Below are 9,596 nucleotides of genomic sequence, written 5' to 3'. Positions count from 1 at the left end.
ACTCGCTCGTGAAGAAACCATTCACCAAAGCCAGCGCCATTTAATTCGATGAAAAAGTCACGGATTTCATGGAAAGCAAAACGACGCGACACCAATTGCGGAAACTGCTGCTTGATAGCGTCAACGAACCCTTGTTTTTTTAACGCTGTGATGTCAGCCTGTTGCTCTGGCGACTGACGACGACTAAACATTTTCAAACGTTGGATTTTGGAAACAAAATCAGACTTTCTTTTCGCCTCATCACGACACTTTTTGACTTGATAGCGCAACTTCAATACCGCCAAAGGACTAGAGATATCATTTTTTGGTGAGCTTTCGTGCCCCAGCGGCGAAACGCTGGTCGATGAATTTGAGTTAGAGAGAGTTGGGGTTGGGTTTTGTTGCGCCATGAGAGTTTCCTTTCTGTTTGAGTATCACTTTTCGGAGCCGCTTGGCTGTCCGATCTCTCAACATCGTTCTGCTTTGCAAGGGCGCGCAGCGGCGAAGCCTCCCTTGAAAAACAGGTTGTGGGGAGAGACGGTTAACAGCCTGCGAGCCCGAAAATGAGGCGAGTGAAAGAAATCGGCGCATAAGAAATAAGCCCTTACTCGAACTTATTGAAAGGCAGGGAGAGCAACAAGAGGTGAAGGAACGGAGAAATCAACGTAAAGCACGTCGTTTGTGGTTATTAAAGATGGCTTGGTTAAACCTCTGAAGAGTAAGGAGCGAGCGAAGAGGTTCACGAGATAAATCAGGTAACCGTTGGATGCTCTAGAGGATATATAAAGATTTACCTTAAGCTTTCCGCGTATTCCTGCATAACCCTAGCATTATCCCCCTTCGCTTCGTGACCACATAACTCTCCGTTATTACTAATCAGGGGGCTTGAGTAGGCCGGAACGACCTGAGTAGCATTGCTCATAACAGTACCATAATTAGAGCAATGGTAAGCCCCTGCGTAAGGCTTCGCCTTTTTTCTATTGTCGGGAAAAATCTGCTCGTTAACCCAAAACTGACCACTTTCAGTATCAGGCTGTTCATGCATCGCCCAACCTAAATGCCCCAATTCATGCTCCAAGACGGTAATAGGAAACCTTTCAGACAAGACAACAAAACTATCATTCAAGTTCATCATCGTCATACCATGTATTCCTTGTTCAGTCACGAGAGGGTGATTCTCACCAAGAACAACGACATACTGTTGAATTGGACTACTTCTAAGATGGGCGATTTTGGAATGACCGACTTCTTCTTGTAAGGAGGAATGCAGAGAAGAAACAGACGAAACACTCTTTGGCATAGAGACAAATTGACTCTCTTTGAAAGAGCGAATAATAGGAATACAGGAGTTAATTAATATTGTGTTAGACATCGCCACAGCTTCATGCAGCTTTCCGACAATTTCACCTTTATAAACAACGGAATCATCAATAAAGAAGGTGAGCTCTGATTGAACAGGGTTACTAATATTACACTTAGGGAAGATAAATTCAGGTTTAACATTCCGCTGGCTTATCATGATCGCAAACACAACTAACACACAACCAGATACAAGAATCCTTTTACTTTTTATCATAAATCCCCTGCCCACAACCCAACCTTAAACAACCAAAGCGTGTACGAAAACACCATTTTGATAGTCGTAATAACGAATTATATAAGCGCCTCTAAATCAAAGTTAACACAAAGCTTTTAATGATTAACATCAAGCCTAATATCAACAAGAACACAACAGCACGATAGTTATTTTTATTGTCAGTCGCTTCAGTACTACTTCGACCACCTTGAGCGACAAGAGCACTCAAAACTAAAGTGGCAACAGCACTATAAGCATAGTAATCGCTTAACGAATATTGCTTGAAAAATGGAACTAACAACCAAAGTACGCTCAAAAAAAACAAGGTACTATTTAAATATAAAAATAAAAGAAACAGCCTTCGCGTAAACATTACTCCTCCTTAAGTTTTTTTCGCTGATAGTCAATAAAGAGTGTAAAAAGCACTAGGTACCCCGCTTGCAACGCAATAATACCGTTATTAACCCCCTCCCAAGGGTTGAAGTGAAGCTGTGTTATTGAATAATAAGCAAGGTCAAAAAGTAAGATAAACAGGTTATGACCAGCATGAACAACTATGACCACACTTATACGGCGATATCGCTCAAAGACCCAACATAAGAACACTCCTGACATAAATGCATATAGTGCCCACTCGTGTATTGAGGCAAATAGTAAACTTGAGAGTAATGCAGCCCCCGTCAATCCCAAAACTGACCTAAAAATAACGAACAATAAATAACGAAATAAGAGCTCCTCTATCACAGGAGAAATCACTACCCCATCTATCACGCTACTTAACACACTCAACCAATCAATGACACCATCATAGGCTACAAACAAAGGCGTGAAATTGTAGGCTTGGGCCTGCCAATAGCCTGGAGAAAACCAATCAAAAACAATATATTGAATATAATTTGATACAGAATTCAATGAGATCAAACCAAGCAATACCAATACGCCTTCACCCCATGTACATGTGTTTCTAGGCCTAGAGGTTGAGTACTGCTTCCAATGCTTATCTCGCTGAGCACCAATACACAACGCGAAAAAAGCGCTAACGGGTAACAAGTAGTAGGCGATAGCTGAGTAGAGCACTCGATCCAAACTCGGATTAAGTGCCCACTCTCGGGTAATGAGCAGGTAGTAATCAAGCAAGATATAACTTGGAAAAAAATAACCAATATAGACTACCACCACAGCAGAGATCATTAACCGCATCGTAAACTACTCCGAAACCTAACGGCCCCCGATACGATTATTGCCACCTTTATCGTGGCGGTCGTTCATGTCGCTGCGCGAACGAGAACGAGCCTGTGCAGCACGATCTCCCGAGCGATCTCTTCGCTGGCGATATTCTCTATAACGAGCTCTTGCAACTGGAGCATGCGCCCTATCTAGCGAATCACGGATCCAGCTTCCAAGACCACGACCTGGGTTTCCTCCAACAATTTGTTCTATCTCATGAGCAGTAGCCAATACTTTCATCATTAAACCCTCTCTTTAGTTACACCGAAAATTAATTCCAAGCGAGAGAGTTAAAAGCACGATAACTTCCGTCGGTTTAAAGCCATTGCGCCTGTGTCTAGCCTCCCCCGATTGGAATCTAAAACCTAGCGTGTTCATTCGGGATGAAGTATTTAATTATTGTTAATTAATTAAAAGAAACCGTCTGATTAACCATTGATTATTAGGGTTATTTTTCGAGACTAAAAGTAAAAATAACCCAAAAATCATGACTCATAATTACTGTTTAATAAGCTGAGTTTTTAAGGTAATTGTTCTAGCATGGAGCTCCCCTAATCACCATTATGAATAGGCTTTTTAAGAACCAAAAGAAGGATAATTATGTTATTTCGCCGACAAGTTCTTGAAGCAAAAAAACAAACGCTAACAGGTCGCGTCGTTTTAATTCAGCCACTGTCCTTATATGGTATCAGTGCGGCACTTTTCGCTCTCTTTGTTCTCATCTTGTTCTACCTCTCGCAATTTGAGTTCGCACGTAAAGAGACAGTGAAAGGATACCTAGCTCCACAAAAAGGCGTCATCACTTTATATTTTGCTCGTTCAGGGGTACTCAATCAGCTATGGGTAGAGGAAGGACTAGAAATCACAGAGGGTCAGCCGATTGCACGAATTCAAAATAGCCAAGGCTTAACCAATGGAAAAGAGCGGACCACAGCTCTCCTCCAAGAAATAGACACACAGTTGAAAATTTTGGAAAAAAAGCGAACTCTTTCTGACGCCCTGTTTAACAAGCAAACTCTCACTTTGCAGCACCAGTTAGAACGCCTGAATCAAAGTTTAAGCGCTATTAACAAAGCCAAACAAACCAACACCATACGCCTTGACCTACAAGCCCAACTCTATGAAAAACGACAAACCTTATCTCAAGATGGGTACATCTCAGCAACAGCCTTGATAGAAGCTAAAGAAGCGTTATTAGAATACCAAGAAGCGAATCTAACAATAGATAAAGAAGTGAGTTCGCTTCAGGTCGAGATAGCACAAATACAAACCCAGCAACAGCTGCTGCCTGAACAACACAACTTAAAACTACTTGAGATACAACAACAGATCTCTTTATTACAGGCCCAAAAAGTAGAAATAAACAGCGAATATGAATTTACACAGAAAGCGCCCAAGCAAGGCACTGTTACTGCGATTCAGGCTAAAGTAGGGAGCCAAGTATCCCCAAGTACACCGATTTTAAGTATCATCCCCACCAACTCGCCTCTTGAGTTAGAATTACTCCTACCTACCCGCTCTGCTGGTTTTGTTCAACAAGGTGATACCGTCAATATCCGCTTTGATGCTTTTCCTTATCAGAAATTCGGCTTAATGACTGGTGCTATCACGAGCATTGACAAAGCTTTGATCTTGCCAAGTGACAAAGCCCTCCCCATTCAGACAGAACAAGCCATGTATCGAGTAACGGCCTCTTTACCAAATCAATTTATGAACGCCTATGGTGAAGAATTCCCCTTGAAAACAGGCATGTTAGCTGAAGCTGATATTATTTTAGAAACGCGCACGCTCCTAGAATGGTTACTTGACCCAGTATACGCGATTCAAGGTAAGCTTTAATGAGCGAACCGTACTAAAAACCCAGCTTAAATGTAAGACAATGACTAAAATCGAACTAATCAGAAAAGAGGTTTTGGTTTCTAAGCCAAGTTGAGCGCATATGCTCTGCTGTAAATTGAGTTTGATGATCAAATGCCATCTTTAAGCCAGGGTGGCTCATTGCGAACGCGACGGCGTTCGGACTACAGCCTTCAATGTCAAAAACTTCATAAGCAAGCGATATGAGCACCTCTAATACCAATGAAGGCCCAGACAAGAAGAGCGTTACGTTATCACTTGATCGTAAATGGTCATACCGATAGTCCGAAAAACGAAGCCAATACTCCTCGCTCTCCATCATTCTATTGTTAACGTCACAGTCGCGCGAGTTGAAAATATCATCAAATATAATGCCGTTATCCTCCATATAACGGTAACGACTGATCATCATCATTAAAATGATTCGTATGAGCTTAGACCCTTTAGGCGCTATCAAGACATTATTGTTGAATTCACCCACACTGTTTTTCGCTTTCGTTAAAGCCAGCCCCTCTTCGTAAACAAGTGGTAAGATAAAAGGATGAAACAGTTTATCTTCGGTTATCTCAGCGATATCTTCATGTAAGCTTACTATTTGCTCTTTATCATCATCAAAAAACGTCGCTACGATATTCTCTACTAGCTGATGATCACCTTGACACCGTGCAAAACGAGTCAATTGCTGAGTTCGAAACACATTCATGACGAGCTCGGCTTTAAGTACATCGACCATGTTATTACTCACCCATTCAGGAAAGTGTCGATTTGTTTTAGGAAAACAGTGCTCAAAACTTGGGAGAGTGTCGAAATCAACGTACATCCCCCCTTGATGATAAAGAACTAACAATCGAACAATATCACTCGCTGCAGCTAAATTATTTCGCATGAGCACTTCATATAAATAGTAAGGTTCAAGGTCAAAACCGTTAAACATAAATAATGAGTCAATGGACGCAATATCTAGCATGGTAACCAGCTTAGTTAGCTGGTAGTAACGATGCCTAACACGATAGAGCTTATGTTCGAGCTCGGCTGCGATGTCGGCATCGTAGACTCGAGTATGATCAATCAGCCACTCATCAAGATGTTTTTCCTGGCTTTCAACAAACGCCTCAAACCAGTCACTTTGGTACTGTATAAAGGCCGCATCTTTATGGCTGCAATGGTGAATTCGACACAACACACTCTCGATCTCGGAAGCAAGTAAACAGCGGCTATCGTAGTAGATGAATGTGTCGTCTTGGCAAACTTCTTCCCAGACATCAAAATATTCAAGTTGGCGCTCGCCCAAACAACCAATCCAAACGAAAAATACTCTCTCTAACTTCACAAGATTTTCTGGCTTAAGCCAATTAATTCGTTTTAAGACATTTTGAGCAAGCTGATGTTCCTTATCAGCTAGAAGTAATTCATCTAATAACCGAATAAAAACAGATACAGATTCTCGGTTTACTTTTCCTTGAAGCGACAGTAGTTTCTTTACTAATCCACAGGCTTTTCTCTTATCAAACAGCGTGGACTCTGAACCGTTGATGAGCTCAAAAACAAGTTGGGAATTGTTATCTAACGCACTGCCAGCTGTCATATTCATCACCAATTGTCATGGAATTTTCGCGGAGTATCTCAACATCAAACACGGTGCGACGTGTCCCTTTATAGGATGGAGATAGGTAGATTTTTTTTATATCGTCTAGATACTGTTCACTCAACTCGCTCATTGGTTCTATATCAAAGGGGGCATACTCGAGGCGCAGTTGGTGTTGATAAAAGTCCCAGTTTCCTTGAGCTGAAAAAGAGAAGAGAGCAGGCTTGGCTTGATTGCCCAAGTAGTATTCAAACTTACCCTGAGATGAAAAACTCCCATCCTTATCTAACTTCAAATGTTCGTCTAAAATACGGTCGCCGATCAACGGGAAGGTAAATCGACATTGCCACCAACCCACTAAAGATCGCCGAGTGATAGGAACAACAGCGTCATCTGACATAGAAGCAGGAAAAGGCTTGGCAGCAATAGGCAAAGGAAATTGAGCGACAAGCAGTGATAACAAATACGTTTTCATAATGTGCTCCATAAGAAGAGAAGACCCTGTCGGAGAAGAATGTGAGGTAAATAAACGACATACCCCACAAACTCGACTTGCGATAACTATTAAAATTAACGCTTACGAGGAGCGACTATTGCACCCACCACTCCAGTCACTATTTTGTGAAGTGTTGCCTTTTTTCGTCGCTGCCTTATGCAATTTCTTCGGTTTAGAAGTACAACCATCGTACCCTTTTCCGCCTATAACCTTCTCAAGCATGCTCTCTGATAGTGACGGTACTTGTTGGCAAATAACTTTCTTCATTACTCATCCTTAATCCGAACGTAATCAATGATTTTCCCCTGACCTTTCTGAAAAAATAATGAGCTTTATGCTTACAGTGAGAGTCAGCGGCTTTTAGGGACATCCCAAGTCATATCAAGACTTATATTCCATCGTTATAGCAATTAATTTATGAGTTAATTTATTGATTATTCTCATTTATCACTAACTCCTCAGTCATTGGATATCCAAAAGCAACAGCTCAAAAAATTGCTTCAAATTAGAGCAATAATTAATTGTAATTTCTCCTTTAATAACATGTCATTAGCCGTAAATGCTCATAAGGTAGGAGAAAGTAAATTAAACAACACTGATACCGATGTAAGACGTGGAAGAATACACAAAGGAAAGTAATGAGCACCATTCAATGCCAAAGTAAACAGAACACGTTCACCAAGGACCATAACCCTCTCCAACGATTACATTACGCCTATATAAAACGCGTTCCTTTGGTGATGCAATCCGAAGTATCTGAGTGCGCATTGGCGTGCCTCGCCATGATTTCCGGGTACTACGGGTGCCCAATCAATGTCGCATCACTTAGACAAATGGTAGCCATTGGTACGCAGGGTATGAATCTAAAGCAGATCATGGAAGTCGCAAGTCAAATAAAGTTCACTTCACGCGCAGTGCAGTGTGAAGTCGAAGAACTAGAACAGCTTACCTTGCCATGTATTATTCATTGGGACTTAAACCATTTTGTCGTGCTAACTAAAGTGTGTAATGGAAAGGTTGATATCAATGACCCAGCACAGGGGAAACGCCAGTTATCTACGATTGAATTTGCTCGCAGCTTTACTGGTATCGCACTGGAGCTATACCCTAGTACTACCTTTAAAAAACAAAATAAACGCGCATCCATGCGAATTAACCAACTGTGGGAGAAAGTTCATGGACTAAAACGTACCCTCGCTACGCTATTAATGTTATCGATGGTCATTCAATCCGCCGCATTAATTGTTCCATATTACATGCAGTGGGTAGTTGATAACGTCTTGCTTAGTCATGACACACCTTTGCTGATGGTCCTCGCTTTAGGTTTTGCTCTACTGACCTTGATAAAGACCGGTGTGACTGCTTTTCGTAGCTGGCTAGTGGTGAGGTTTAGTAGCGCGCTCAATATCCAAATGGGCGCTAACTTATTTCATCATTTGATAAGGTTACCTAATGCTTATTTTGAAAAGCGTCATGTAGGCGATATTGTCTCTCGATTTGGCTCTATCAACGCCATCCGTGAATTACTTACTACAGGCATTGTTGAAGCATTAATCGACGGGTTAATGGCATCCGTTGTATTAATGATGATGTTTCTTTATAGCCCACTTCTGACTGGTATCGTGCTTGCCGTAGTTGGGCTTTCTTTTCTCCTTCAATGGCTGTTCTATTTTCCTAACCGCCGCATTACTGAAGAATCGATAGTGGCAGAAGCCAAAGAAGATTCCCATTTTTTAGAAAGTGTTCGAGCAATACAAACCATTAAACTCTTTAGCCACGAAACGTACCGGCAAAACAGTTGGCTAAACCGCTATGCCGAAGTGATCAATACCGATATTCAATTAGGAAAACTGGAGATCGCAGAAGCAACACTCAACGACCTTATTTTTGGGTTGGAGATGGTTATTGTCGTTTATTTAGGTGCTTTGATTGTGATCGAAGGGGAGCTAACCGTGGGAATGCTACTGGCGTTTATTGCGTATAAAAACCAATTCACGGTGAGCACTCTTGCCTTTATCGACAAAATGCTTTCCTTTAAACTCCTCTCCTTGCACTTAGAGCGGCTCTCCGACATCACTTTACATCCCCAAGAAGATTCACAAGGCCAAGCCTTGCTTCCACTGCCAGTGAAAGGCCATATAAAAGTAGATAACGTAAGCTTTCGTTATTTTGACCAAGCGCCTTGGGTGCTAAACCAACTCAGTTTTGAAATAGCGCCCGGAGAAAGTATCGCTATCACAGGCGAATCGGGATGCGGCAAGACAACCCTACTTAAGCTCCTTCTAGGGTTACTCTCACCGACGGCTGGAACCATTTACCTAGATGGCATCGATATCCAAAAGCTAGATAAAACAACCTATCGTTCGCACTTAGGAAGTGTGATGCAAAATGACACTTTACTTTCAGGAACACTGGGCGAAAATATCACCATGTTTGATAGCCCATATGATGAGGAAAGATTAAAAGAGAGTTGTCGCCACGCTAACATTTTAGCCGAAATTCAACGATTACCATTAGGCTTTTATTCTTTGGTTGGAGACATGGGAAATAGCTTTTCCGGCGGTCAGTTGCAACGTATTTTCCTCGCGCGAGCGCTTTATAAGCAGCCTAAAGTTCTCTGTTTGGATGAATCTACGAGCCACCTTGATGCTAATAATGAAGCCATTATTAACCAACACGTGCAACAGCTAAATATCACTCGCATCATCATTGCACACCGAGCAGAAACCATAGCTTCAGCCACCACGCGCACCATTCATTTGGATAAACCACAATAGGGTGGGTTGAAGTTGACGAATTTCATTCTTTACCATTGTATGAATTAATACTTTTTGAACCTTCATACGTTGAAAAGTCATTTAAAATCAAACATAAAT

The 9,596-nt window shown here is 41.6% G+C and carries 9 protein-coding genes; 2 read left to right on the top strand and 7 right to left on the bottom strand.

What is annotated here, in order from left to right:
- The 5 genes from BCT81_RS22615 to BCT81_RS22595 form a co-directional block, all read right to left on the bottom strand.
- The coding region (locus BCT81_RS22615) for a hypothetical protein (RefSeq protein ID WP_102425926.1) at positions 1-389 on the bottom strand (389 nt) is incomplete at its 3' end.
- Positions 390-769: 380 nt separating this feature from the next.
- A complete protein-coding gene (locus tag BCT81_RS22610) occupies positions 770-1,555 on the bottom strand; it encodes a hypothetical protein (protein WP_102425925.1) in 786 nt (261 codons plus the stop codon).
- Between the two features lie 91 nt (positions 1,556-1,646).
- Entirely contained in the window at positions 1,647-1,928 is a 282-nt protein-coding gene (locus tag BCT81_RS22605) for a hypothetical protein (RefSeq protein ID WP_102425924.1), read from the bottom strand.
- Entirely contained in the window at positions 1,928-2,755 is an 828-nt protein-coding gene (locus BCT81_RS22600) for a CPBP family intramembrane glutamic endopeptidase (protein WP_102425923.1), read from the bottom strand. Before BCT81_RS22600 ends, BCT81_RS22605 begins: the two co-directional genes overlap by 1 nt.
- Positions 2,756-2,773: 18 nt before the next feature.
- Complete coding sequence (locus BCT81_RS22595; RefSeq protein WP_102425922.1) at positions 2,774-3,025, bottom strand: hypothetical protein; 252 nt, start codon at positions 3,023-3,025, stop codon at positions 2,774-2,776.
- 522 nt (positions 3,026-3,547) lie between these two features.
- Here BCT81_RS22595 and BCT81_RS22590 point away from each other — a divergent pair.
- The gene (locus BCT81_RS22590; RefSeq protein ID WP_241908261.1) at positions 3,548-4,621 is read left to right on the top strand and encodes an HlyD family efflux transporter periplasmic adaptor subunit; all 1,074 of its coding nucleotides are present in this window, start codon (positions 3,548-3,550) and stop codon (positions 4,619-4,621) included.
- Between the two features lie 55 nt (positions 4,622-4,676).
- Here the strand turns inward: BCT81_RS22590 and BCT81_RS22585 are convergent, their stop codons facing one another.
- Both BCT81_RS22585 and BCT81_RS22580 read right to left on the bottom strand, forming a co-directional pair.
- Positions 4,677-6,224 carry a TcdA/TcdB catalytic glycosyltransferase domain-containing protein gene (locus tag BCT81_RS22585; RefSeq protein ID WP_102425920.1) on the bottom strand — a complete coding sequence of 516 codons (1,548 nt, stop codon included), beginning with the start codon at positions 6,222-6,224 and terminating at the stop codon, positions 4,677-4,679.
- Positions 6,199-6,699, bottom strand: coding sequence for a hypothetical protein (locus tag BCT81_RS22580; protein WP_102425919.1), 501 nt, complete (start codon positions 6,697-6,699; stop codon positions 6,199-6,201). Before BCT81_RS22580 ends, BCT81_RS22585 begins: the two co-directional genes overlap by 26 nt.
- 659 nt (positions 6,700-7,358) lie before the next feature.
- Here BCT81_RS22580 and BCT81_RS22570 point away from each other — a divergent pair.
- Entirely contained in the window at positions 7,359-9,497 is a 2,139-nt protein-coding gene (locus tag BCT81_RS22570; protein WP_102425917.1) for a peptidase domain-containing ABC transporter, read from the top strand.
- Positions 9,498-9,596 lie beyond the last annotated feature (99 nt).

It is taken from the genome of Vibrio sp. 10N.261.52.A1 (genome assembly GCF_002876325.1).
GTDB lineage: Bacteria > Pseudomonadota > Gammaproteobacteria > Enterobacterales > Vibrionaceae > Vibrio > Vibrio chagasii.
Note: the sequence above shows the minus strand (reverse complement) of the source record. Positions and strands in the feature narration are given on the sequence as shown.